General features: G+C 72.6%; 20 protein-coding genes. 8 read left to right on the top strand and 12 right to left on the bottom strand.

Going from position 1 to position 23233, the window contains the following annotated elements:
• Positions 1-19: 19 nt before the first annotated feature.
• The 3 genes from ACZ3IJ_RS19670 to ACZ3IJ_RS19660 all read left to right on the top strand — a co-directional run bounded on the left by ACZ3IJ_RS19670 (position 20) and on the right by ACZ3IJ_RS19660 (position 3519).
• Positions 20-934: an SDR family NAD(P)-dependent oxidoreductase gene (locus ACZ3IJ_RS19670; RefSeq protein ID WP_467469819.1), complete on the top strand. Its 915-nt coding sequence runs from the start codon at positions 20-22 to the stop codon at positions 932-934.
• Between the two features lie 191 nt (positions 935-1125).
• On the top strand, positions 1126-2181 hold the full coding sequence (locus ACZ3IJ_RS19665) for a Zn-dependent alcohol dehydrogenase (protein ID WP_467469817.1): 1056 nt from the start codon (positions 1126-1128) through the stop codon (positions 2179-2181).
• Positions 2182-2265: 84 nt separating this feature from the next.
• A complete protein-coding gene (locus ACZ3IJ_RS19660) occupies positions 2266-3519 on the top strand; it encodes an MFS transporter (protein WP_467469815.1) in 1254 nt (417 codons plus the stop codon).
• Between the two features lie 107 nt (positions 3520-3626).
• On the opposite strand, the gene ACZ3IJ_RS19655 is transcribed toward ACZ3IJ_RS19660, so the two are convergent.
• Entirely contained in the window at positions 3627-4604 is a 978-nt protein-coding gene (locus ACZ3IJ_RS19655) for a GlxA family transcriptional regulator (RefSeq protein ID WP_467469813.1), read from the bottom strand.
• A 242-nt stretch (positions 4605-4846) separates the two neighbouring features.
• On the opposite strand from ACZ3IJ_RS19655, the gene ACZ3IJ_RS19650 reads away from it, so the two are divergent.
• The gene (locus ACZ3IJ_RS19650) at positions 4847-6148 is read left to right on the top strand and encodes an MFS transporter (RefSeq protein WP_467469811.1); all 1302 of its coding nucleotides are present in this window, start codon (positions 4847-4849) and stop codon (positions 6146-6148) included.
• A gap of 40 nt (positions 6149-6188) precedes the next feature.
• Here ACZ3IJ_RS19650 and ACZ3IJ_RS19645 read toward each other — a convergent pair whose 3' ends face one another.
• The 4 genes from ACZ3IJ_RS19645 to ACZ3IJ_RS19630 form a co-directional block, all read right to left on the bottom strand.
• Positions 6189-6776 (bottom strand): flavin reductase family protein, encoded by a 588-nt coding sequence (locus tag ACZ3IJ_RS19645; RefSeq protein ID WP_391800537.1) that lies wholly within the window; start codon positions 6774-6776, stop codon positions 6189-6191.
• A gap of 68 nt (positions 6777-6844) precedes the next feature.
• Positions 6845-7633 (bottom strand): enoyl-CoA hydratase/isomerase family protein, encoded by a 789-nt coding sequence (locus ACZ3IJ_RS19640; RefSeq protein WP_467469809.1) that lies wholly within the window; start codon positions 7631-7633, stop codon positions 6845-6847.
• Positions 7634-7645: 12 nt separating this feature from the next.
• Positions 7646-9877: an acetate--CoA ligase family protein gene (locus ACZ3IJ_RS19635; protein WP_467469807.1), complete on the bottom strand. Its 2232-nt coding sequence runs from the start codon at positions 9875-9877 to the stop codon at positions 7646-7648.
• A gap of 163 nt (positions 9878-10040) precedes the next feature.
• Complete coding sequence (locus ACZ3IJ_RS19630; protein ID WP_467469805.1) at positions 10041-11213, bottom strand: flavin-containing monooxygenase; 1173 nt, start codon at positions 11211-11213, stop codon at positions 10041-10043.
• Positions 11214-11393: 180 nt separating this feature from the next.
• Between ACZ3IJ_RS19630 and ACZ3IJ_RS19625 the strand changes: the two genes are divergently transcribed.
• A complete protein-coding gene (locus ACZ3IJ_RS19625; protein ID WP_467469803.1) occupies positions 11394-11843 on the top strand; it encodes a DoxX family membrane protein in 450 nt (149 codons plus the stop codon).
• Positions 11843-12247 (top strand): Zn-ribbon domain-containing OB-fold protein, encoded by a 405-nt coding sequence (locus tag ACZ3IJ_RS19620; RefSeq protein ID WP_467469801.1) that lies wholly within the window; start codon positions 11843-11845, stop codon positions 12245-12247. Before ACZ3IJ_RS19625 ends, ACZ3IJ_RS19620 begins: the two co-directional genes overlap by 1 nt.
• Before the next feature lie 37 nt (positions 12248-12284).
• On the opposite strand, the gene ACZ3IJ_RS19615 is transcribed toward ACZ3IJ_RS19620, so the two are convergent.
• Both ACZ3IJ_RS19615 and ACZ3IJ_RS19610 read right to left on the bottom strand, forming a co-directional pair.
• Positions 12285-13373, bottom strand: coding sequence for a pentapeptide repeat-containing protein (locus ACZ3IJ_RS19615; protein WP_467470262.1), 1089 nt, complete (start codon positions 13371-13373; stop codon positions 12285-12287).
• A 110-nt stretch (positions 13374-13483) separates the two neighbouring features.
• On the bottom strand, positions 13484-14119 hold the full coding sequence (locus ACZ3IJ_RS19610; RefSeq protein ID WP_467469799.1) for an HAD family hydrolase: 636 nt from the start codon (positions 14117-14119) through the stop codon (positions 13484-13486).
• A gap of 49 nt (positions 14120-14168) precedes the next feature.
• Between ACZ3IJ_RS19610 and ACZ3IJ_RS19605 the strand changes: the two genes are divergently transcribed.
• On the top strand, positions 14169-14564 hold the full coding sequence (locus tag ACZ3IJ_RS19605; protein ID WP_467469797.1) for an SSI family serine proteinase inhibitor: 396 nt from the start codon (positions 14169-14171) through the stop codon (positions 14562-14564).
• A 21-nt stretch (positions 14565-14585) separates the two neighbouring features.
• Here the strand turns inward: ACZ3IJ_RS19605 and ACZ3IJ_RS19600 are convergent, their stop codons facing one another.
• A complete protein-coding gene (locus ACZ3IJ_RS19600; RefSeq protein ID WP_467469795.1) occupies positions 14586-14801 on the bottom strand; it encodes a DUF397 domain-containing protein in 216 nt (71 codons plus the stop codon).
• Positions 14798-15661 carry a helix-turn-helix domain-containing protein gene (locus ACZ3IJ_RS19595; RefSeq protein WP_467469793.1) on the bottom strand — a complete coding sequence of 288 codons (864 nt, stop codon included), beginning with the start codon at positions 15659-15661 and terminating at the stop codon, positions 14798-14800. Before ACZ3IJ_RS19595 ends, ACZ3IJ_RS19600 begins: the two co-directional genes overlap by 4 nt.
• 91 nt (positions 15662-15752) lie before the next feature.
• Here ACZ3IJ_RS19595 and ACZ3IJ_RS19590 point away from each other — a divergent pair, with 91 nt between their 5' ends.
• Complete coding sequence (locus ACZ3IJ_RS19590) at positions 15753-16169, top strand: ATP-binding protein (RefSeq protein ID WP_467469791.1); 417 nt, start codon at positions 15753-15755, stop codon at positions 16167-16169.
• Here the strand turns inward: ACZ3IJ_RS19590 and ACZ3IJ_RS19585 are convergent.
• The 3 genes from ACZ3IJ_RS19585 to ACZ3IJ_RS19575 all read right to left on the bottom strand — a co-directional run bounded on the left by ACZ3IJ_RS19585 (position 16166) and on the right by ACZ3IJ_RS19575 (position 23202).
• Entirely contained in the window at positions 16166-18454 is a 2289-nt protein-coding gene (locus tag ACZ3IJ_RS19585; RefSeq protein ID WP_467469789.1) for an FG-GAP repeat domain-containing protein, read from the bottom strand. The genes ACZ3IJ_RS19590 and ACZ3IJ_RS19585 overlap by 4 nt on opposite strands.
• 111 nt (positions 18455-18565) lie before the next feature.
• A complete protein-coding gene (locus tag ACZ3IJ_RS19580) occupies positions 18566-20812 on the bottom strand; it encodes an FG-GAP repeat domain-containing protein (RefSeq protein WP_467469787.1) in 2247 nt (748 codons plus the stop codon).
• Between the two features lie 101 nt (positions 20813-20913).
• Complete coding sequence (locus ACZ3IJ_RS19575; protein ID WP_467469785.1) at positions 20914-23202, bottom strand: FG-GAP repeat domain-containing protein; 2289 nt, start codon at positions 23200-23202, stop codon at positions 20914-20916.
• Positions 23203-23233 lie beyond the last annotated feature (31 nt).

Raw genomic sequence — 23233 nt, 5'->3', positions numbered from 1 at the left:
ATGCGGGAAGGGGCCGGGCGTGGGGAACTTCTTGGCAGGCAAGGTCGTGGCGGTGACGGGCGCGGGGCGCGGAATCGGGCGCGCCGTGGCTCTCGCGTGCGCGGCGGAGGGGGCGAAGGTCGTCGTCAACGACTACGGGGTCTCCATCGAGGGCGGGGAGCCGACGTCGGAGGTCGCGCTGTCGGTGGTGAAGGAGATCGAGGAGGCGGGCGGTTCTGCCGTCGCCGTCGCCGACGACATCTCGACGATGGCGGGCGGCCAGCGGATCGTCGACGTCGCGCTCGCCGAGTACGGGCGGATCGACGGGGTCGTGTGCGTGGCGGGGATCCTGCGCGAGCGGATGCTCTTCAACATGGCCGAGGAGGAGTGGGACCCCGTCGTCGCGACGCACCTGAAGGGGACGTTCACGGTCTTCCGGGCGGCGTCGGCGGTGATGCGCAAGCAGCGCACCGGGACCCTGATCGGCTTCACGAGCGGGAACCACCAGGGGTCGGTGGCGCAGGCGAACTACTCGGCGGCCAAGGGCGGGATCATCTCGCTGGTCCGGTCGGCGGCCCTGGGCCTGCACAAGTACGGGGTCACGGCGAACGCGGTGGCGCCCGTGGCGCGGACGCGGATGTCGGCCAACGTGCCGATGGAGCTGAAGGAGATCGGGGAGCCGGAGGACGTGGCGGCGCTGGTCGTCTACCTGCTCTCGGAGCGGGCCCGCGAGGAGAGGATCACCGGCCAGGTCTACACGATCGCGGGCCCCAAGATCGCGGTCTGGGCCCAGCCGAGGGAACTGCGGGCGGGGTACGCGGAGGGGGGCCCGTGGACCCCGGAACGCATCGCGGACTTCCTGCCGGGAACGGTGGGAGTGGACCCGATGCCGCTCCTGACCCGCCTGGAGGAAATGGCCCAGGCGGCAGCAGAAGGCACCCGCCCGAACCGGTAGCCACCGGTGTGGGCATTCGCCCGGAATCCCACCCCCACCCCCCCGTGTGGGCGATCGTCCCGCAGGGCGGGACGGGTGGGGACACGGGACGGCGCCCTTGCGGGCGCGTCCGCACCGAGCCGCCCCGCACCGCAAGGCCGGCCACCCTCCAGGTCACCCCCGACCGCACCGCCCACGACAAGGAGCCGCACATGAGAGGCGTCGTCTACGACGGCAAGCACGTCCAGGTCGTCGACGACCTGGTGGTACGCGACCCCGGCCCCGGCGAAGTCCTCGTCGGCGTCCGCGCCGCCGGGCTCTGCCACAGCGATCTCGCCGTCCTCGACGGCACCATCCCCTTCCCCGCCCCCGTCGTCCTCGGCCACGAAGGCGCCGGCGTCGTCGAGGCCGTCGGCCCCGGCGTCACCCACGTCGCCGAAGGCGACCACGTCGCGCTCTCCACGCTCGCCAACTGCGGCGCCTGCGCCGACTGCGACCGCGGCCGCCCCACCATGTGCCGCAAGGCCATCGGCATGCCCAAGCAGCCCTTCTCGCGCGGCAGCACAGGCCTCCCCCTCTTCCAGTTCGCCTCCAACTCCTCCTTCGCCGAGCGGACCGTCGTCAGGGCCGTCCAGGCCGTGAAGATCCCCGAGGACATCCCCCTCACCTCCGCCGCCCTCATGGGCTGCGGCGTCCTCACCGGCGTGGGCGCCGTGCTCAACCGCGCCAAGGTCGACCGCGGCGAGACGGTCGTCGTGATCGGGACCGGCGGCATCGGGCTCAACGTCATCCAGGGCGCCCGGATCGCCGGCGCGCTCACGATCGTCGCCGTCGACACCAACCCGGCCAAGGAGGAGGTCGCCCGCCGCTTCGGCGCCACGCACTTCCTCGACTCGGCGGAGACCGTCCGCGACATCCTGCCCACCGGGGCCGACCACGTCTTCGAGTGCGTAGGCCACACGGGCCTCGTCCGTACGGCGATCGACCTCCTCGACCGCCACGGTCAGGCCGTCCTCCTCGGCATGACCGCCCCCACCGCGGAGGCGAGCTTCGCGCCCGCCGCGATGTTCCTGGACAAGTCGATCCTCGGCTGCCGCTACGGCTCCTCGCGCCCGCAGAAGGACATCGCCCTCTACGCGGAGCTGTACCGCGAGGGCCGTCTCCTCCTCGACGAACTCGTCACCGCCACCTACCCGGTGGAGGAGTTCGCGAAGGCGGCGGAGGACGCGGAACAGGGCAGGGTCGCGCGGGGCGTCCTGACCTTCTAGCCCCGGCGCCCCGCCGACGCCCGCCGGACGCCCCGGCCGACAGACCCTGTCGGCCGTCGGGCGGCGGCCGTTACGGTCGTGGCCATGGCCTACCGCGACCTCGTCATCCGCCCCGTCATCGCCTGGTCGGCCGTCGCCGTCGCGGCCCGGATGCCCGTGGCGATGGCGCCGCTCGCCCTGGTGTTCCTGGTGCGTGAGCAGCCCGGCGGGTACACCCTCGGAGCCGTACTCGCCGCCGCGTACGTCCTCGGCGAGATCGTCGCCGCCCCGGTCCTCGGCATCCGGATGAACGCCGAGCGGGCCCGGCCGCAGCTCGCCGCCGGGCTCGCGTTGGGCGCCCTCGCCTTCGCCGGTCTCGGCCTCGTACCCGCCGGGACCGGGCACCCCGCACTCCTCGGCGCCCTCGCCTTCCTCGCGGGGGCCGGTCCCGGCGCCGCGCCCGGCGGGATGCGGGCCCTCCTGACCGGCATGGTCCCGGAGAAGGCGGTCACCCAGGCGCTCTCCATGGAGTCCGTCCTGACCTTCGCCATCTGGGCCGCCGCTCCCGCCCTCGCGACGGGCCTGGCCCTCGGCGCCGGTCCCGGCGTCCCCCTGCTGCTCGCGGGTGGCCTGATGGCCGCCTCCGTCGCCGGCCTGTGGGCGCTCCCCGACGGCTGGAAGGCGGCGGACGACGCCGAGGGCCCCGGCGAACCGATGCGGCGCGTTCTCGTACGGGCCTGGCCGGTGTACGTGACGGGCGCGGCGAGCCTGACGCTCCTCGCCCTCGCCGAGCTGATCCTCCCCGCCCTCCTCGAACAGCGCGGGATCGCGATCGGCTGGGCCGGCCCGCTGCTCGCCGGGTTCTCGATCGGCTCGGCGGCCGGCGCGTTCGTGTACGGGCTCCGCGGCGGCTGGCCGGGCCCGCTGCCGGTGCAGAGCCTGGTCCTCATCCTCGGCGTCTCGGCGGGCGTCGTGCTGGTCGCGGTCCTGCCGTGGGCGGGCGCGATCGCCCTCGCCCTCGTCCTCGCCGGGCTGCTCCAGGCCCCTGCCATGCTCACGCGCAACCTGGCGCTCCGCCAGATCCTCCCGTCGAACGCCCTGGCCGCCGGGTACTCGGTGATGTACGCGGCCGTGGGCGCCGGTTACGCGGCGAGCGGCTCCCTGGCGGGCGGTCTGCTGAAGGTCGTCCCGCCCTCGACGGCGATCCTGTGGGGCGTCGCCCTGACCCTGCTGCTCACGGCGATCGGCGCGGTGGGCGAGCGGCGCCGTGTGCGCGCTGCCGCGCCGCGTTCCCCGGCGGACGCGTCGCCGGTCACCGGGGCGGGCCTGGAGAGCCGCGACCGCGCCCGGACGGACTGACCGCGCGCGGACCGACCGACCGACCGCGCGCGGACCGACCGACCGGCCGCGCGCGGACGGACCGACTGCGTGCGGACCGACCGATCGCGCGCGGACCGGCCGCGCGCTCACCCGCCCGAGGCGGCCCCCGTCCGGAACGTGCGGCGGTAGGTCGTCGGGGTCACGCCGATCGCCGCCTGGAGGTGCGAGCGCAGGGACTGGGGGGTGCCGAAGCCCGCGTCCCGCGCCACCTGGTCGACCGCCAGGTCCGTGGACTCCAGGAGGTGGCGGGCGCGTTCCACCCGCTGCTGGGTCAGCCACTGGCCGGGGCTGACGCCGACCTCCTCCCGGAAGCGGCGCGTGAACGTCCGTACGCTCATCGACTCCCGTACCGCCAGGTCCCGCAGCTGGATCGGCTCGTGCAGATGGGCGAGCGCCCAGGCCCGTGCCGACGTCGTGGTCGCCGTCCCCGCCTCCGGGAGCGGCCGCTCGATGTACTGGGCCTGCCCGCCGTGCCGGTGCGGCGGTACGACGGTCCTGCGGGCCACGTCGTTGGCGACGGCGCTTCCGTGGTCCCGGCGCACGATGTGCAGGCACAGGTCGATCCCGGCGGCGACGCCCGCCGAGGTCAGCACGTCCCCGTCGTCGACGAAGAGCACGTCGGCGTCGACCCGCACCTTCGGGAAGAGCCGCTGGAAGTGCGCGGCGGAGGCCCAGTGCGTGGTGGCCGGCCGCCCGTCGAGGTAGCCGGCGGCGGCCAGCACGTACCCACCCGTGCAGATGGAGACGAGCCGCGTCCCGGGCCGGATGTGCCCGAGCGCCGCCGCCAGCTCGTCGGTCAGCCGGCCCTCGTCGTAGACGGGGCCGAGTTCGTACGAGGCGGGGACGACGACCGTGTCCGCCGTGGCGAGCGCCTCCGGGCCGTGTTCCACGTGGATCGCGAAGTCCGCGTCCGTCTGGACCGGTCCCGCGGCCGGGGCGCAGGTCACGATCGTGTAGAGCGGCCGGCCCTCGGCGTCCTTGGCACGGCCGAAGATCCGGTGGGCGATGCCCAGCTCGAAGGGGAGGAGGCCGGGCAGGGCGAGTACGGCGATACGGTGAGGCACGAGAGAATCCTTTGCGATCCAGACCACTCGCCGAGGCCGGCAGGCAGGCGGAGCGCCACTCCTCGGCGCACCAGCTACAAGTCCGCGGCCCGGGTGCGCATTCCCGGACGCGATCATGCCCCGCCTCGACGGACCGGCGGACGAGGGCCCGCGCCTCCGCGGTGGGCTGATGTCCCGATCCTTGCGAAAGCTGTCATTCGGGCCAATGGTGGGGGCGGTTCCCGGCCACGAAGCTGAGTGGCGTGACCCAGACAACCGAGACCCCCGCGTCGCCCGTCTCCTCCCGCACCCCCCGTGTCCACCGCGCCTGGTTCGTCGCGGTCGTCACCTTCGTCACGATCATCGGCGCCGCGGCCTTCGCCTCACTGCCGGGGCTGCTGATCGAACCGCTTCACGGCGAGTTCGACTGGTCACGCGGGACGATCGGCTTCGCGGTCTCCGTGAACCTCGCGCTCTACGGCCTGACGGCGCCGTTCGCCGCCGCGCTGATGGACCGCTTCGGCATCCGCCGGGTCGTCGCCGTCGCGCTGAGCGTCATCGCGCTCGGCTCGCTGCTGACGGTGTGGATGACCGCCTCCTGGCAACTCGTCCTGTACTGGGGCGTCCTCGTCGGCCTCGGCAGCGGTTCGATGGCGCTGGCGTTCGCGGCGACGGTGACGAACCGCTGGTTCACGGCCCGGCGCGGGCTCGTCACCGGCATCCTCACGGCGGCCGGCGCCTCGGGCCAACTGGTCTTCCTGCCCCTGCTGTCCTGGCTGGTCGAGAACGAGGGCTGGCGGCCGGCCGCGGTCACCGTCGCGCTCTCCGCGCTCGCGGTCGTCCCCTTCGTCTGGCTGCTGCTGCGCGACCACCCGGCGGACGTGGGTCTCGCCCCGTACGGCGGCGAGTTCGTCCCGAAGCCCGCCCCGGTCACCGGCGCGGCCCGCCGGGCCGTGACCGTCCTCCTCAAGGCGGCCCGCACCGGACCCTTCTGGCTCCTGGCCGGCACCTTCGCGATCTGCGGCGCCTCGACGAACGGGCTCGTCAAGACCCACTTCGTGCCCGCCGCCCACGACCACGGCATGCCGATCACCGCGGCGGCCTCGCTCCTCGCCGTGATCGGCGTCTTCGACGTCGTCGGCACGATCGCCTCGGGCTGGTTCACGGACCGCTTCGAGGCGCGGCGCCTGCTGGCGGTCTACTACGCCCTGCGCGGTGTGTCCCTGCTCTTCCTCCCGATGCTCCTCGCACCCTCCGTCCACCCGCCGATGATCTTCTTCATCGTCTTCTACGGCCTGGACTGGGTGGCCACGGTTCCGCCGACGATCGCCCTGTGCCGCGAGCACTACGGGGAGGACAGCGCGATCGTCTTCGGCTGGGTGCTCGCCTCCCACCAGGTGGGCGCGGCGGTCGTCGCCTTCGCGGGCGGAGTGGCGCGGGACGCCTTCGGCTCGTACGACGTGGTCTGGTACGCCTCGGGCGCACTGTGTGCGGCGGCGGCCCTGATGGCCCTGGTCATCCGCCGCCGGAACGAGTCCGCGAGCCTGCCGGCGGCGACGGCATGACGCCTGACGCCTCGCCTGACGCCCCCGGCCCCCGCGGCCTCTAGCCGCCGAAGCGGCCGAACCGGCCCCGGTGGAAGAGCAGTGGTTCGCCGTCGTCGTCGGCCGGGGTGCCCAGGGCCTCCACCCGGCCGACCACGATCAGGTGGTCGCCGCCTGTGTGGACCTGGGCGATCGTGCAGTCGATCCAGGCCGGGGCGCCGGTCAGGCGGGGTGAGCCGGTCGCCGGGGCGGCGTCGTACGGCACCCCCGCGAACTTGTCCGCGCCGCTCCTGGCGAACCCCAGGCAGAGGTCCCGCTGGTCCGCGCCCAGGACGTTGACGCAGAAGACCCCGGCCCGGGCGAGCCGGGGCCAGGTCGTCGACGTACGGGCGACCATGAAGGCCACCAGGGGCGGGTCCAGGGAGAGCGAGGCGAAGGACTGGCAGGCGAACCCGGTCGGCCCGTCCGGATCGAGGGCCGTCACGACGGTGACCCCGCTCGCGAAGTGCCCCAGCACGCGCCGGAACTCGGCCGGGTCGACGGGCAGCCGCTCGTCTTCCCGTACCGCCCGCAGCAGCGGTCGTGGATGCGGTTCGACGGCCGTCGGTGATCCGGCCGACCTGAGGTATCGGACGGCGGTGGCCGCCATCCCAGCATGTCCCATCACACCGTCCATTGAACCTGACGCATCGTCAGATGAGAACCCCCGTGGCCGCCTCAGCGCCCCTCGTACCGGGGCGTGCGGCGCTCCACGAAGCTCCGCACGCCCTCGTTCGCGTCCCGGGTCGTCATGTTGATCTCCTGCGCCGCCGCCTCCGCCGCGAAGGACGTGGCACGGTCCGCGTCGAGCGAGGCGTTCACCAGTTGCTTGGTGAGCGCCAGCGCCCGCGTCGGGCCCTGGGCCAGGCGCTCCGCCCACTCCCGCGCGGCCTTCTCCAGCTCCTCCGCCGGCACGACCCGGTTCACCAGGCCCAGCTCCCGGGCCTCCCGCGCCGAGACCGCGTCGCCGAAGAACATCAGCTCCTTCGCCCGCTGCGGCCCGATCAGCCGCGGGAGCAGATACGCCCCGCCGCCGTCCGGCACCAGACCCCGGCGCACGAACACCTCGACGAACGTCGCCGACTCGGCCGCCAGGACCAGATCGCACGCGAACGCCAGATGCGCCCCGATCCCGGCCGCCGTCCCGTTCACCGCCGCGATCACCGGCTTCTCGCAGTCCAGTACGGCCCCGATGAAGCGCTGCGCGCCCTGCCGGATCGTCCGTGCCACGTCCCCCGGCACACGTTCGCCCGACGGCGGCCCGCCCCGCAGATCCGCGCCCGCGCAGAAGCCCCGCCCGGTGGCCGTCACCACCACCGCCCGTACGTCCGGGTCGGCGGACGCCTCCCCGAGCAGCGCGATGATCCGCTCGCGCTGGTCCCAGGTGACCGCGTTCATCGCCTCGGGACGGTCGAGCGTGATCCACGAGACGCCGTTCTCGACCGCGTGCAGCAGGTCATCCGTCACGGCTCAGGGCTCCTATCGGCAGACCGCGAGCGCGTCGAGCGCCACCGCGCCCTGCCCCCGTGGCAGCACCATCAGCGGGTTGATGTCGAGTTCGGCGAGGTCGCCGTCCAGTTCGAGGGCCATCCGCTGCACCCGCAGCACGACCTCCACCAGAGCGTCCACGTCCGCCGGCGGAGCCCCCCGTACGCCCTTCAGCAGGGCCTGCCCGCGCAGTTCGCCGAGCATGTTCCTGGCCTGGCCCTCGCCGAACGGAGGCACGCGCACCGCCGCGTCGTTCAGGACCTCGACCAGGACGCCCCCCAGGCCCACCGTGACCGTCGGTCCGAAGAGCGGGTCGCGGGTCACGCCCACCACCATCTCCACACCGCGCCCCACCATCTGGCAGACCAGGATCCCGTCGAGGTCGACGCCCTCGTAGCGGGCGATGTCGGTGAGCTCCCGGTACGCGTCCCGCACCTGGCTCGCCGACGTCAGCCCGACCTTCACGAGCCCCAGCTCCGTCTTGTGGGCGAGCTGTGCGCCCGACGCCTTCATCACCACCGGATAGCCGACGAGCGCCGCCGCCCGGACCGCCGCCGCCGCGCTCGTCACCAGCTGCTCGCGCGGCACCCTGATCCCGTAGGCCCGCAGCAGCTGCTTCGCCGCGTGCTCGCTGAGCTGCCGGCCCGGCCGCATCAGCGCCTGGGCCTTGCGGAAGGAGGGCGAGGGCGTGCGCGGGGCCTCGTCGAAGGGGGAGCGGTAGGCGGTGCTGAAGCGGTGGTGGTCGAGGTAGGCCTTCACGGCGCCGATGCAGTTGGAGAACGTACGGAAGGTGGCGACGCGCGAGGAGCCGAGCAGCGTCTCGCGGTAGGCCGCCTCCGTCCCGACCGGCGAACCCCACACCACGCACACCAGCTTGTCGGTGGCCTCGGCCGCCTCCACCAGGTCCTGCGCGAGCCTGTCGCTCATGGGCGGGAAGGGGCCGGTGATGGGGCAGATGAGGACGCCGACCGACGGGTCGGCGAGGATCGCGTCGATGATCTTCCGCCCGCGCCAGTCGCCCACCGGGTGCCCGCCGTTGTCCACGGGGTTGGCGACGTTCAGGTACGGCGGTATCCACTGGTGGAGCTCGTCCTGTTTGGCCTGGGGCAGGGTCGGCAGCCGCAGCCCGGCGGCGGTGGCGAGGTCGGAGAAGTGCGCGCCGGTCCCGCCGGAGATCGAGTACACGACCACCCCGTCGGCGAGCGGCTTGCGCGCCCGCGCCAGCAGCGCGGCGGTGTCCTGGAGTTCGTCGAGACCGTCGACCCGGATCACCCCGAACTGCCGCATCGCCGCGTCCACGACCTGGTCCGCGCCGGTCAGCTTGCCCGTGTGCGAGGCGGCCGTCCGCGCGCCGGTCTCCGTCCGCCCGACCTTGACCGCGACGACGGGCACGCCCTGGCGGGCGGCGCGGTCGGCGGCGAGGAGGAAGGAGCGGCCGTCCTTGAGGCCCTCGACGTAACAGGCGATGGCCCCGACCTCGGGGCGGGTCGCGAAGTACGAGATGAAGTCGGCGGTCTCCAGGTCGGCCTCGTTGCCCGTCGGCGCCCAGTGGGAGAGCCGTACCCCCAGCTCCTGGAGGGTGTGGACGGGCCGCCCCTGGTGGCCGGACTGGGTGATGAGCGCGATCGCGGGCCCGTCGAGGTCGTCGCGGAAGCGCTCGAAGGCGTTGAGGTTGGTGTTCGGGCCGAGGAGGCGCATCCCGGAGCGGCGCACGGCGTCGGCGAGACGTTCCTGCGCCGCGGCGCCGTCGCCGCCGGTCTCCGCGAACCCGGAGGCGAAGGCGACGGCGAACCGCACCTTCGCCTGGCTGAGTTCCTCGATCACCGGGAGCGGGTCGGCCACGAGCAGGACGGCGAGGTCGACGGGCTCGGCGAGCGCGCCGACGGAGGGCACGCAGTCGATGCCGAAGACGGTCGTACGGGTCGGGTGCACGGGCACGAGCCGGGCGCCGACCCGCTCGGCCCAGGCGATCAGCTGCCGTGTGATCCCGGTGTTGGGCCGCCCCTCGGCGTCGGAGGCCCCGACGACGGCGACGGACCCGGGCCGGAAGAACCGGTCCAGGTCCGGCACGGGAGCGTGCAGCGGCCGCCCGCTGACGTCCAGGTCGCCTTCGACGGCGGTGAAGCCGTGCACGGCGTTCCCGGGCGCCCCGGAGTGCTCGCCGCAGGCGACCACGCGGGCGCGGAGATCGGTGGTGAAGGTGCCGTGAGTCGATCCGAGCATCGTTCCGCTCCACCCTTCCGCCCATGACTATGAACCTGACGCCCTGTCAGATTACAGATCTGACGGCAAGTCAGGAATGGTCGTGACCGGACCGATCCAGAACGGCGCGTGCCCCGCCAGGGGCGATCGTTCCGCCCGGCGGGGCGATCGCACCTGACGCGGGTCAGCGGCGGGGCTGCCGCGCGATCGCCCGCGCGATCTTCTCCGCGTCGATCGCCATCTCGCGGAACATCCCGCTGATCGGGTTCGTGAACCCCGTGAAGTAGAGCCCCGGCGCCTCACGCGGCGTCCGCCGCCCGTGCGTCACCGGCCGGCCTCGGTCGTCGAGAACGCCCAGGTGGCCGAGGAGGGGCTCCAGACCCCTGCGGTAGCCCGTCGCCGCGATCACGGCGTCCGGAGTGATCGCCGAGCCGTCGGCCAGGACGACCTTGTCGCCGTCGAAGGATTCGACCGCGCCCACGATCTCCACCTTCCCCTGCCGCACGGCGTCGATCAGCCCGACGTCCTGCACCGGGATCGCCCCTTCCCGCACCCGGGAGTACAGCCCGGTGTCCGGCCGCGGCAGACCGTGCGCCGAGAGGTCCGGCACGGCGACGCGGGCCATCAGTCCGCCCGCCCTGTCGACCAGGCGGACCGGTAGCCGCCGAACCAGGATGCCCGTGCGCTGCGCCGGCCAGCCGGCCGTCGAGCGGCGCACGATGTGCGGCACCGTGCGCACCGCGAGCCGCACCCGCGCCGCGCCGCCCTCGACGAGGTCGGCGGCGATCTCGGCGCCGGTGTTCCCGGCGCCCACGACGAGGACGTCCCGTCCTGCGTACGGCGCGGGGTTGCGGTACGCGCTGGCGTGCACCAGCTCGCCGCCGTACGCGTCCAGGCCCGGCCACTTTGGTATGCGCGGGGTGTGGTTGAACCCGGTGGCGACGACGACGGCGCGCCCGGTCAGCCGGCGCCCGCCCGTCGCGTGCAGCAGCCAGTCCTCGCCTGCCCGCTCGACCTGCGTGACCTCGACGCCGGTCACGATCTCCAGCTCGTGGACCTCGGCGTACTTCTCCAGGTACCGCACCACGTCCGCGCGGGCGACCCACCGCCCGAAGGAGCGGGGCATGGGCAGGCCGGGGAGCGCGGAGAGGCGCCGGGTGGTGTGCAGTCGCAGCCGGTCGTAGTGGGAGCGCCACGAGGCGCCCACGGCGTCCGACTTCTCCAGGACGACGGCCCGGACTCCCTTCGCGCGCAGCGCGGCGGCGACGGCGAGCCCGCCGGGTCCGCCTCCGATGACGTAGACCGGGTGATCGGGCCGTTCGGGTGGAGCGGGTCTGGAATGGGGGGTGTTGGCCATGAGTGCTCAGCGTAACGGCGCGCTCACTTGTTGGGTCTCGGTCAAGAGGGGAATCGGTTGCGAAACGGTCACGCGTGGGTGGGATCTGCGGGGGCGTGCGCGGGTCTTGCGCAGACGGCGGCCCATCCGTTGAACTGACGTACCGTCAGATCAGGATCGAGGAGGGGCAGGTACCGACCGATGCAGACCGTCTGGCTCACCGGCGCCGAATGGCTCGCCGTCCTCCGCATCGGCCTCGGCCTCTGGTGGCTGGAGAGCTGGCGCCACAAGGACAAGAAGGGCTGGTTCGAGCGCGGCACGGGCATCGCCTGGGCGGCCGACGTCGCCGGAAAGCACCGGTGGCCCTTCGTGAAGCGGGGTTTCGAGTCGGTCGTCGCCCCCCGCCCCAAGCTGATGGCGTACGTCGTCGTGTACGCCGAACTGGCCCTGGGCCTCGGCCTGACCCTCGGCCTCCTCACGCCGATCGCCCTGGTCGGCGGGCTGCTCCTCAACCTCCTCTACCTCGGCCTGATGATCCACGACTGGGCCGAGCAGGGGCAGAACGCCATGATGGCGCTCATCTCGCTCGTCGCCCTCTTCGCCATGTCCTGGCAGACCTGGTCCCTCGACCACGCGATCGGACTCTTCTGATGACGGCCGCCGACCCCGACGTCGACGCCTTCACCCGCCCGTACTGGCAGGCGGCGGGGGAGGGGAGCCTGCTGCTCAGACGCTGTGCCGTGTGCGGCCGGGCGCACCACTACCCGCGCGAGTTCTGCCCGCACTGCTGGAGCGAGGACGTGGCGTGGGAGCGGGCGAGCGGCCGGGCCACGCTCTACACCTGGTCGGTCGTCCACCGCAACGACCTCCCGCCCTTCGGCGAGCGCGTGCCCTACGTGGCGGCCGTGGTCGACCTGGCGGAGGGCCCCCGGATGATGACCGAGATCGTGGGCGTGCCGGAGGCGGACCTCCGGATCGGGATGGATCTGGAGGTCGCGTTCCGGGCGGAGGGCGAGCTCGCCGTACCCGTCTTCGGGCCGCCGTCAGAGGTCTGAGATGAACGACGTGTTGACTCACCGTCGGTCGCCACGGTCACGCCGTGGACCGCAGCGGCGGCGCCTGCCACGTCACCCCCGGCGGCTGGAGCAGGGGCGAGGGCTCGGGGCCGGGGTCCTCGGTGTCGACGACTCCGGCGGCCCCGTGGTCGAAGCCGGCGGGCCAGCGTGTGCGCTCGCTGGCGAGGGCGCCGGTCAGCCGGGCCTCCGTGAGATCGGCGGAACTCAGGTCGGCCCCGCGCAGATCCGCCAGCCGGAGGTCGGCACGGGAGAGGACCGCGCCGCGCGCATCGGCCTTCCGCAGATTCGCCTCGCGCAGATCGGCCTCCGTGAAGTCGGCGTCCCGCAGATCGGTCCCGACCAGTTTCGCGCCCCGCATGTCGGCCAGGACGCAGCGGGCACGCCGCAGGATCCCGGTCGTGAGATCGGCGTGCCGCAGGTCGACCGAGACCAGGGACGCCTGGGTCAGGTTGACGCGGTAAAGACTCGCAGCCTCCATGACAGCGCGGTCGAGGTTGACCTCGGGAAACCACAGCCCGTCGCAGTCCGCCCGGCGCAGGTCGGTGCTGCTGAGGTTGACCCAGGACTGCTCCCGGTGCTGACACAGGACGCCGAGCGCCGTCAGCGCCACCTGGGCGTCGGCCGTACGGGTCTCCAACGGGGCCATGTCGTTGATGTGCACGTCCGGTGCGGGCGACTCCGGTGCCGAGGGCGGCCATGGCAGATGGGTACGGAGATAGGCGGCCTGGATCGAGATGACGGCCTCCCGGTCGCGAGGGGACTGCTCCGCGATCCGCCACAGGGCGTGCAGTCCGCCGATACGGACATCCAGCTTGTCGCTGCCGAGCTGGTCCACCGCTCGGCTGAACCGGTCGGTCACGTAACCCTCCTGGGTGGCGCGCAGGCCCTCCTGGCTCACCCGAAGCTGGCGCCATGTCGCGTAGGCGCCGAAGAGCAGGACGATGCCGCCGATCACCTGGAGCAGCGTCGTGCGGACGTCGTTCACCGCCTTCAGCCGGTCCTGCGCGGCGACGCGTGCCCCGGCCAGATCGTGGTCGACCACCACACCGGGCAGCACGACGAACACCGCGGCCAGAACGGCCAGCCCCGCCAGGGCCGCCGCCACGGCCACGGTCGCACGATGTCCGACCGCCCTGCGGAGCCGTCCCCGCCGCGCCTGGTCCCGCTCTCCCCGTTCCATGGGCACGAGAGCCTAGGGCGCCGCCCCGAAGACGATCAAGAGACCGTCGCGTGGAGGGAGAAGGCGAGGATCTCGGGAGCCGCCTCGGCCAGGGTGGCGAAGTGGCGGTGCGCACCAGCCGCCGGCGCCGGAGCGTTGACCGTCCACACCGTCATGCCGGCGTCGAGACCCGAGCGGACACCGGACGGCGCGTCCTCGATCACCAGACAGTCGGCGGGTGAGGCGCCCAGCTTCTCGGCCGCCAGCAGGTACGGCGCCGGGGACGGCTTGCCCTCGGCGACGGAGGCCGCGTCCACCACGAGGTGGGGGAGCGGGAGCCCGGTGCGCTCGAAACGGCCCCGGACCCGGTGCTCGTAGTTGGAGGTGACGAGCGCCCAGGAGCCCGGACGGAGCGCGGCCAGAAGCTCGGCCGCGCCCGCGAAGGCGGAGTACGTACCGGTCCGTACGTCCGCGTCCTCCAGCTCGTGCAGCAGCGCCAGGCACGCGTCGGGGTCGAGGCCGGGCGCGACGGCGGCGAAGGTCTCGACGGGCCGGGTACGGAGCGCGACCGCGTACACCTCCTCCCCGTCGAGTCCGTGACGGGCCGCCCAGTCGTGCCAGACGCGGCGCTGGTTGGCGACGGCGTCCATCAGTGTGCCGTCGACGTCGAAGAGGATGAACTTCCCGGTCATGTGGGTGGAGCTTAGTGACCGGGGTCGGGCGCGCCTCGTTGCCCGGGACATGAAGAGCACCCTTCCCCTCGCCGTGGCCACGGCCACGGCCACCGTCGCGGGCCTCGGCCTCGCGAGCGCCGCGGACGCCGCGCCGACCCCGCCCACGCGGATCTTCCTCACGATCACCTCCGGCGCGACCGGCGACACGAAGGAGGTCTACCTCGGATGCGGCCCCACCGGCGGCAACCACCCCCAGGCAGAGACCGCGTGCGGCGCCCTGGACCAGGCGGCCGGCGACTTCGACAGGCTGACGGGCAAGGCCGACATGGTGTGCCCGATGATCTACGAACCGGTGGTGGCGGAGGCGCAGGGCACGTTCGACAACGTGCCGGTCGCCTGGAAGAAGGCGTTCGGGAACGCGTGCGAGCTGAACGCGAAGACGGGCGTCGTCTTCGCGTTCTGAAGCGCGCCGGCCGGCGGGACGTCAGACTCCGGCGTACGCCACGAACGCCACCCACGCCGCCGGCGCGACGGCGAGCCGGGGTCCGTGGGGGACCTTGGAGTCACGGACGTGGACGGTGGCGGCACCTTCGGCGGTGCTGGAGGAGGACTGCGGCCAGTCGTACGCGACCTCGATGCACTCTCCGCCTTCGGCGCTGCTGTAACTGCTCTTGAACCAGGCCCGATCCATGGTGTTCATCGCTCTCCCAGCATCTTCTCGACCCATGCGAGCGACTCTTCAGGCGTGAGCGCCCGCGCCCGGATGATCCCATAGCGTTCAGCGTAGGTGCGTGCCTCTTCCGGGTCGGTGATCAGCCGCGCGTGCCCGTAGATCTCGGTGTACGCGACCTCCCGCCGTCCGCGTGGCGTCAACAGCGTGAAGGACCCGTCCAAGTAGGGGTGTTCGTATCCATCCTGAGGCATGACCTGGAGGTCGATCGTTCGGCGTCCGGCGATCTCCAAGATGCGGCGCAACTGCTCTCGGTGGACCTCCGGTCCGCCGAACGGCCGCAACAGTACGGCCGCTTCCAGCACGAAACTGATGGTCGGTGCGGGCCATTTGTCGAGCAGGCTCTGCCGCGCGAGCCGGTCGGTCACCCGCTTCTCGACCGTCTCCTCGTCGAGCATGGGACGGCGGTGGGCAAAGAGAGACCGTGCGTACGCCTCGGTCTGCAAAATGCCCGGCACCGCCTGCACCGCGTAATAGTGCAGCGCCACCGCCTGCGCCTCCGCGTCGGCGAAACGCCGGAACCAGTCCGGATGCCGCGTCCGCGCCCGCGCCAGCGCCTCCCGGACGTCGTCCACCGCCGCCGTCAGGACGCCGCCCGCCCCCAGCGCTTCGTCCGCCCGTACCAGGAAGTCCGGCTGGGGCGTCCGTACGCCCCGCTCCACCGACGAGACCAGGTCCTCGCTGCAGTGTGTGGCCGCCGCCAGGTCCGCCTGGCTCAGGCCGGCGTTCCTCCGCAGCACCTTGATGATCTTCCCGAGCGCACTGAACAGGTGCGCCGTACCGTCGACCTCGGACGGCCGTTCCGGCCGTTCCTCCTGGTTCCCCGACATCCGTACCGCCCTCTTGGCGTACCCGTACCGTCACTCGGCGTCGTAGCGTCGCTGCTGGTCAGGGTAGGCCCGGGGCGCCAGGCTCGGCCTCATGAAGTCCGAAAACGCCACCCCCACCGGTGAATTCGTCCTGCGCCTGTCGGCGACCCGCCGCGGCGCCCGGCTCGCCCGCCTCTTCGCCGTGCAGCAGTTGCGGGACTGGGGCGTACCCGATCCCTCCGCCGCGGAGCTGGTCGTCGCCGAGCTCGCCACCAACGCCGCGATCCACGGGCGGGTGTCCGGCAGGGACTTCGAGGTACGGATGGAGCGGGAGGACGACCACGTACGGATCGAGGTCTCGGACGCGCGGGGCGAGCGCGCACCACGGCCGGTGGCCGTGCCCGACGAGGGCGGATACGGGCTGCTGCTCGTATCCGCCCTCGCCAGTGCCTGGGGCGTCAAGGACCGCTGCGTCGGCAAGACGGTCTGGGCGACCGTGCCGTACGGGCGCCCTGGCTCAGGTGGCTAGAACACCGAGTTGACCGGTCCCGAGTTCCAGAGCAGGCCGCCGGACGCGGCCGGCTTGAAGGGGGAGGTCGTGCTGCCGGTGCCCGCGTAGAACTTGGAGACCGAGACCGAGCTTCCGACCGCGTAGAGGTCGTTGCGGCCGTCGCGGTCTCCGTCGCCGATGCCGACGAGGTGGGTGAAGGAACCCCAGCCGCCGCCGATCTTCGTACGCGGGGCGAAGGTGCCGTTGCCCCGGCCCTCGTACAGCCAGAGGACGCCGGAGGTGTCGCGGGCGACGAGGTCGCCTGCGGCGGTGCCGGCGATGTTGCCGACGGCGGTGAGCTGGTTGAAGATGCCCCAGCCGCCGCCGACCTTCACACGGGCGCCGAACGGCGAGGCCGCGTTGCCCGTGCCCTTGTAGAACCACAGGGTGCCCGTGGTGTCGGTGGCGAGCAGGTCGGACCGGCCGTCACCGTCGAGGTCGCTGCCGCCGGTGATCTTGTTGTACGTGTTCCAGCCGCCGCCGATCTTCGTACGGCCCGCGAAGCCGCCGTCGCCCTTGCCCTGGTAGAGCCAGAGGACGCCGGTCCTGTCGCGGGCGACGAGGTCGCCGGCCGCGCTGCCGGCGAGGTTGCCGACGGCCTCCAGCTGGTCGTAGATCTGCCAGCCGCCGCCGACCTTCACCCGGCCCGTCGAGTACGCCTGCGACGAGGACGACACCTTGACCGAGTCGTCGCGCCACAGGACGCCCGAGGCGTCACGGGAGAGGAGGTCGGGGCTGCTGTTGTCCGTGTAGTCGTGCAGGCCCGTCGTGCGGGTGACCTTGAAGGTGCCGGACTCCTTGAGGTCCGGGCCGATGCCGTTGAGCGGAGTGGCGTCGAACTCCCACGTGTAGTCGCCGGCCGGCGCGAAGGAAGAGGTGTCCCCTGGGTGCGAGATGAGCCCGTTCCAGGCGAAGTCGACGACCCTGGTGCCGTGGGTGACCGACGCGCCGGCGATCTCGCGCTGCGCCGTCTTCCCGGTACGGTTGTGACGGATCGTCACGGTGCCCTTGGCGTTGTACCGGGAGAGGGTCCAGCTCAGCTTCGCCGAGCCGTCGTTCTTGTCCAGGTCGACGACCGCGGGAACGTCCGTCTTGACCAGCTTGAGCGCCGTGGGCATGCCGGTGCTCGCGACGAGCGTGGCCGTGGGCGTGCCGTCCGCCCCGAGCGCGACCCGGTAGATGCCCTCGCCCTGGGCGAGGGTGCCGCCGCGCACCAGGAGGGCGCCGTCGGGGGTGGGGACGGCGGTCGTGGCGTGGTCGAGCAGCTTCACCGTCCGCTTGTCGACGACGTTGAGCGCGGTGAACGCGTAGCGGTCGGAAGGCTGTTGCATGACCTGCGCGTACGGAACCTGGGTGTAGGCCAGCCAGTCGCCCAGGAAGCTGACGTGGGTGTTGTTGGCGTTGCCCAGGTCGAGGGCCTTCACGGCCGGAGCGCTGCCTTCCCCACCGAGGGCGGCGTACTTCAGTTCCGCCGTCAGGCCCCCGCCCTCCACCCAGGCCAGACGGTCTGCGGAGACCGCCGCGTCGGCGCCGGCCCCGGCGGGGCCGACTTCGCGCTGCTCCACGACGGAGGCGGTGGCGACGTCGACGACGGCGAGGTGGAAGCGGCGCGCGTCGGGATCGTCCACGAAGTACCGAACCACCATCGTGGTCGCCGAGACAGGCTCCATGCCCTGGAACCGGAGGTTCGCCGGGAGGCCCTTCACCTTCCGGTCGGAGCCCTCGCCGATGCCTTCGCCGATGAGACGGAGTTCGCCCTGCTCGGTGTTCGAGTCCCAGGACGAGAAGACGAGGCTCCGGCCGACGAGCCCGTTCCACCGCAGGCGGGTGTCCGGCTGCTCGATGACCTTCGGCGCGCTGCCGGGCGACGCCATGTCGTGGAGCAGGTAGCTGGTCTTGGCGTCTTCCTTGGTCGCGATGGTGTCGGTACCGCTGGCGTAGTACCCGCTGTACCGCTTCGGCAGCTCCGTGGTCGTGCCGGTCGCGGTGCTCGTCCAGCGGAAGACGAGCCCCGTGTCGGTGGCCTCGGCGGCCAGGAAGCCGCTCTGGCCGGCGCCGACGATCCGGGAGGTCGCGGGAATGGAGATGACGGCGTCCTGCGTGTCGGCGGGCGCGGCGGAGGCCGCCCGCACGACGCCGGCGGGCGCCGTGGGTGCTGCGCCGGCGTGGGTGGCCGTGGTCAGGGCCGTGCCCGCCGTGACCGCCAGGACCGTGGTCACGGCGGCGGCGAGGCGATGGCGAGCTGCGGCTCGTACGTGGAACAAGAGAGGTCCTCCCCCAGAGAGACCGGGCGCGTTATGCGCCACGCCCGGTCAGACTCGTGATCGCGGGGGAGGGTTGTACAACTGTTCGTCAGTTATACGGATTTGCTCTCGTCACACGACCGACGTGTGCGTCAGCGGCATGTTGTAGGGCACCTCGGCGAACTCCCTCGCGGCGAAGGGAGCGGTCGCGCTGCCGGTGCCCTTGTACAGGTACGTGCCGTTGGCACCGTACGCGTACAGGTCGGGGCGGCCGTCGCGGTTCGCGTCGCCGACGCCGACGAGGTGGGTGTACGCGTTCCAGCCGGAGCCGATCTTCGTGCGGGGCGCGAAGGTGCCGTCGCCGCGGCCCTGGTAGAGCCAGAGGACGCCGGAGGTGTCGCGGGCGACGAGGTCGCCGGCGGCGGTGCCGGCGATGTTGCCGACGGCGGTGAGCTGGTTGAAGATGCCCCAGCCGGTGCCGACCTTGACGCGGGCGGCGTACGGCGCGGTGGCGCTGCCGGTGCCCTTGTAGAGGTAGAGCCCGCCGCTGGTGTCGGTGGCGAGGAGGTCGGCCTTCCCGTCGCCGTTGAGGTCGGAGCCGGCGGCGATCTTGTTGTAGATCTGCCAGCCGGAGCCGATCTTCACCCGGCTCGCGAAGGTGCCGTCGCCCTTGCCGAGGTAGTGGTAGAGAACGCCGGTGGTGTCGCGGGCGACCAGGTCACCGGCCGGGCTGCCGGCGATGTTCCCCGCGGCCTCGATCTGGTTGAACATGTTCCAGCCGCTGCCGACGAGCGTCTGCTCCGCCGGGCGCAGCTGCTTGTTGGTGGCGTCGTAGTGGGTGTCGGTGCGCCACAGCTTGCCCGCGCTGTCGCGCACGAGCACGTCGGGCGAGCCGTTGTCGTCGAAGTCGTGCGGGGCGGCCTTGCGGGTGACAGTGAAGGTGCCGCTGCTCGGCGGCATCGCCGGGCCGATGCCGTTCATCGGCTCGGCGGTGACCGTCCAGGTGTACTCGCCGTTGTACGCGTTCCTCGTGCCGAAGACGTTGGCGCCCAGGTCGCCCGTCCAGTCCAACCGCAGCACGCCGTTCTCCGGCTGCACGAAGCCCCAGACGGTGGACTGGCCGGTCCGCACGTGCTTCAGGGTCACCGAGGCCCGCACGTTGTACCGGGACAGCGTGAACTCCAGGCGCGCCTTGCCGCCGTTGGCGTCGAGGTCGATCACGGAGGGCACCTTGCTGCCGAGCAGCGCGACCTTGGTGGGCTCGCCGCTGCTCGCGACGAGGGTGGCGGCCGGGGTGCCGTCGGCGCCCGGCGCGATCCGGTAGACGCCCTCGCCCTGCTCGACGGTACCGCCGCGCACCATCTGGGCGCCGTCGGGCGCGACGGCGGCGGTCAGGGTGTGGTCGAGGAGCTTGCGGGTGGTGGTCCCGTCCTTCAGGCTGCGCGCGGTCAGGGCGGCCAGCGGCTCGGGCTCGATGTCCTGCGTGAGGCCGCTGCGGGTGCCGTAGGTGACCCAGTCGCCGACGAGCCCGACCTCGATGTCCTTGCGCCAGGCCTCGCCGACCTCGAACTCCTGGACGTCCTTGGTGGCACGGTCGGCCACCACCACGGTGACGAGGGAGTCCCCGGCGTACTCGACCCAGGCGACGTGCGTGGCGGAGACGGCGAGGTTGCTCTTGCCCGCCCTCGCGACCGGGGGGACCTCGTACGTCTCCGCGATCGCGTTGGTGGTCAGGTCGAGCAGACCGGCGTACTTGCGGGCCTCGGAGCCCGTGCCGACGGTGTAGGTCACCAGGGCGTGCGCGGCCGTGCCGGGCCTGACCTTGATCTCCGTGGCGTTGCCCGGGAGGCCGGTGGTCATCTTGCCCGTCCACGCGCTCGCGGCGCTGTACATGTGGATGAGCCGGTCGCCGTTGTCGTTGAGCACGGTGGTGAAGAGGGCCTTGCCGGCGGCGCCCGCGTAGGTGTGGCCGGTCCCGAAGGAGATCGACTTGAACTTCGCACCCGTCGCGATGTCGGTGAGCGAGGCTCCGGTCGTCCCCGAGGAGGCGACCAGGTTCCCCGAGCCCGTGCTCGTGTACCCCCAGCCGATCTCCTTCGCGGCGGAGCCGTCGGCCGGGACCCAGTGGGCGCTGTAGGTGGGGCCGGACTCATCCATCGGCGGGCCCTGCACGGAGGTCAGGAAGCCCGTCTCGGTAGCACCGAAGATGGTGCTCTTGACCGGGAACGGCGCCACGTCGGCCGTCGCAGTGGCGTGGGCCGCCTCGACGACCGGAGCGGCGACCGCCGGAGCGGTGAGCGCGCCGCCGCCGGCGGTGACGGCCAGCACGGTGACGACGGCGGCGACGAGGCGGCGACGGGCGGGACGAGCGTGGATCAAGGGGGTTCCTCTCAAGCGACCGGGCGCAGCGGGGGTTGCGTGCCCGGTCAGACTCGTGATCGATACGAAGGGTTGTACGAGCGTCCGACGTCTGTCGGAGGTCAGGCGAAGTGGTCGTACCGGCGGTCGGAGCCGTCGGAGTACGCGCCGATCTGCTCGCGCGAGCGGAACGGCGCGCGCCAGTCCCCCGTGCCCTTGTAGAGGACCGGGCCGTGGGGGTCGGCCGTGTTCACCGCGTACAGGTCCGGGCGGCCGTCGCGGTTCGCGTCGCCGACGCCGACGAGGTGGGTGTACGCGTTCCAGCCGGAGCCGATCTTCGTACGGGCGGCGAAGGTGCCGTCGCCCCTGCCGAGGTAGAGCCAGAGGACGCCGGCCCGGTCGCGGGCGACGAGGTCCCCGGCGGGGCCTCCGGCGATGTCGCCGGTCGCGGTGAGGTCGTTGTAGATGCCCCAGCCGTGGCCGATCCTCTTCCGTGCGGAGAAGGGGGCCTTGTAGTTCCCGGTGGCCGTGTAGAGGTAGAGGTCACCGGCCCTGTCGGTGGCGACGAGGTCGGGACGTCCGTCGCCGGTCAGGTCGCTGCCGGCGGCGAGCTGGGTGTACGTGTTCCAGCCGGAGCCGATCTTCGTGCGGGCGGCGAAGGTGCCGTCGCCCTTGCCGAGGTAGAGCCAGAGCACGCCCGCCCTGTCCCGGGCGACGAGGTCGGCGGTGGCCTGGCCACCGAGGTTGCCGGTGGACTCGACGCGGTCGTACGTCTGCCACCCGCTGCCGATGAGTTCGCCGATGTTCTGGTCGAGTTGGCCGAGCTCGGAGCGGTAGAACGTGTCGCCCCGCCACAGCCGTCCCGACGTGTCCCGCGTGAGCACGTCGGGGGAGCCGTCGCTGTCGTAGTCGTGCGGCGCGGGCGTGCGGGTGACGGTGAACGTGCCGGAGGCGCTCAGGTCGGGACCGATGCCGTTCAGCGGCTTGGCGACGATCTGCCAGGTGTACGGGCCCGCCGTCGCCCCGCTCCAGAGGTCGCGCGTGCCGTTCCAGGCCACGTCGCCCGCCCAGTCGTAGAAGGCGCGGTTCGGGTCCTCGTAGCTGACGGAGAGGGGGCGGACTTCATCCGTCCGCGTCTCGCCGGTACGGGTGTTGCGCAGGATGACGGTCATGGCCACGTTGATGCGCGAGAGCCGCCACTCCAGCCGCGCCCGGCCGCCGTTCCGGCTCAGGTCGATCGTCGCGGGGATGCTGTCGCCGAGCAGCGTCACCTTGGTCGACTCACCGCTCGTGGCGACCTGCGTGACGACGGGCACGCCGTCGGCCCCGCCGGAGACGCGGTAGAGCCCCTCGCCGCCGGCGAGCGTGCCGCCCTGGACGGTCAGCGTGCCGTCCGGGCCGGGGAGGAGGGACGTCACGGTGTCGAGGAGCTTGCGGGTGGTCTTCGCCGTCAGGTCGCGCGCGGTGAGCGCGTACATCGGGCTTGGGTTGTGCTCCAGGAGACCGTCGGGCTGGGCGTAGACGACCGAGTTGCCGACGAGGCCGATCGTGAGGTCGCCCGTCGCGCCCAGCGGGATGCGCTGGACGGCGCGGGTCGTGCGGTCGAGGACGACGAGGGTCTTCATCTGGACGGCGGTCTGCTCGACCCAGGCGATGTGGGTGGAGGAGAGCGCGGGCTGCCCGGCGACGTTGATCGTCTCGCGGATCTCGGTGACGGCCGCCGTCGCGAGGTCGACCAAGGCCCAGGACGACGTCGAGGGGGAGGCCGTCGTGACCGAGAGCAGCGCGTGTCCGCCCGCGGCGCCCACGACGAAGGCGGATTCGGTGTTCGCCGGCAGGCCGGTCACCGTGCGCTGGCCGAGGGCGCCGTCCTCGCCCTTCTCGATCAGGCGGAGGCTCTTGTGGCCGGTCGCCGGGTCCGTCGAGCTGACGAAGAGCGTCGAGCGGACGGCTCCGGCGAACTGGGCTCTGCCGCCGAGGGCTTCCAGATCGACGGAGAGGACCCGGGAGTCGGTCTCCATGTCCCGGAGGGAGAGGAAGCGGCCGGACTCCTGGACCACCATGTCGGAGTCGCGTGAGCCGAAGGTGAACGACGCCGTGACGTCGGTCGTCGACCCGTCCGCGTACCGGGTCCAGCGGGCCGGAACCGGGTGGCCGTCGTTCCCCCAGGTGAGGAAGCCGGTCCTGCCCGCGCTCACGAGTTCGGCGCCCTTGGGGAACGGGACCACCGCCTGCTGCTGCCCGGCGACCGTGGCCGGTGTGACGTCGGGTGCCGTGTCGGCGGCGGTGGCAGGCGTGACGTCAGATGCCGTGTCGGCGGCGACCGCCGGGGCGGCGCCCAGGGTCGCGGAGAGCGCGACGGCGAGCGACACGGTGAATCTGCGGCGTGCGGCAAGAGACTGATGGCGCATGGCTGGAGGCCCTCCCCTGTGGCGACCGCAC

The organism is Streptomyces sp. NPDC013317, assembly GCF_055563155.1.
This window is presented reverse-complemented; position numbering and strand designations above follow the sequence as displayed.

What these genes read in the sequence shown, in the direction of transcription:
- ACZ3IJ_RS19610 (WP_467469799.1), bottom strand. Translation starts at nt 14,119, where the DNA reads ATGACCGGGAAGTTCATCCTCTTCGACGTCGACGGCACACTGATGGAC.
- ACZ3IJ_RS19630 (WP_467469805.1), bottom strand. Translation starts at nt 11,213, where the DNA reads ATGGCCAACACCCCCCATTCCAGACCCGCTCCACCCGAACGGCCCGAT.
- ACZ3IJ_RS19660 (WP_467469815.1), top strand. Translation starts at nt 2,266, where the DNA reads ATGGCCTACCGCGACCTCGTCATCCGCCCCGTCATCGCCTGGTCGGCC.
- ACZ3IJ_RS19620 (WP_467469801.1), top strand. Translation starts at nt 11,843, where the DNA reads ATGACGGCCGCCGACCCCGACGTCGACGCCTTCACCCGCCCGTACTGG.
- ACZ3IJ_RS19600 (WP_467469795.1), bottom strand. Translation starts at nt 14,801, where the DNA reads ATGAACACCATGGATCGGGCCTGGTTCAAGAGCAGTTACAGCAGCGCC.
- ACZ3IJ_RS19635 (WP_467469807.1), bottom strand. Translation starts at nt 9,877, where the DNA reads ATGCTCGGATCGACTCACGGCACCTTCACCACCGATCTCCGCGCCCGC.
- ACZ3IJ_RS19575 (WP_467469785.1), bottom strand. Translation starts at nt 23,202, where the DNA reads ATGCGCCATCAGTCTCTTGCCGCACGCCGCAGATTCACCGTGTCGCTC.
- ACZ3IJ_RS19665 (WP_467469817.1), top strand. Translation starts at nt 1,126, where the DNA reads ATGAGAGGCGTCGTCTACGACGGCAAGCACGTCCAGGTCGTCGACGAC.
- ACZ3IJ_RS19595 (WP_467469793.1), bottom strand. Translation starts at nt 15,661, where the DNA reads ATGTCGGGGAACCAGGAGGAACGGCCGGAACGGCCGTCCGAGGTCGAC.
- ACZ3IJ_RS19645 (WP_391800537.1), bottom strand. Translation starts at nt 6,776, where the DNA reads ATGGCGGCCACCGCCGTCCGATACCTCAGGTCGGCCGGATCACCGACG.
- ACZ3IJ_RS19625 (WP_467469803.1), top strand. Translation starts at nt 11,394, where the DNA reads ATGCAGACCGTCTGGCTCACCGGCGCCGAATGGCTCGCCGTCCTCCGC.
- ACZ3IJ_RS19590 (WP_467469791.1), top strand. Translation starts at nt 15,753, where the DNA reads ATGAAGTCCGAAAACGCCACCCCCACCGGTGAATTCGTCCTGCGCCTG.
- ACZ3IJ_RS19605 (WP_467469797.1), top strand. Translation starts at nt 14,169, where the DNA reads ATGAAGAGCACCCTTCCCCTCGCCGTGGCCACGGCCACGGCCACCGTC.